Annotated in this window: 1 protein-coding gene; it reads left to right on the top strand. The window is 58.9% G+C overall.

Annotation, left to right across the window (positions count from 1 at the left end; translation table 11 throughout):
• Nucleotides 1-302, top strand: a 302-nt coding sequence (locus tag G3N64_RS40130) for an ATP-binding protein (RefSeq protein WP_241021452.1), incomplete at both ends; no start/stop codon positions are given.

Here is a 302-nt window from a genome sequence, read left to right as displayed (position 1 = left end):
AGATGCCGCCTATCACCTGGCGACAAGCAGTCAATCAGTTCGCCATTCTGTTCGGCGAGCGATTCACCGCCGCCATCAGCTGAGATTCTTTAACCGACCTCAGCACACGAAATTCCTGACACGTCCCGGCCCGAGGTTGCTCATCGTCGACGAGATCGGCTATCTGCCGCTCTCCGGGGATCAGGCTAGCCACTTCTTCCAGATCGTCGCCAAGCGCTACGAGCGCGGGTCGATGATCCTGACCAGCAACCTTCCGTTTGCGCAGTGGGACGAAACCTTCGGCGGCAACACCACACTGACTG

This window comes from Burkholderia sp. Ac-20344 (assembly GCF_017104975.1).
Taxonomy (GTDB): Bacteria; Pseudomonadota; Gammaproteobacteria; order Burkholderiales; family Burkholderiaceae; genus Burkholderia.
This window is presented reverse-complemented; position numbering and strand designations above follow the sequence as displayed.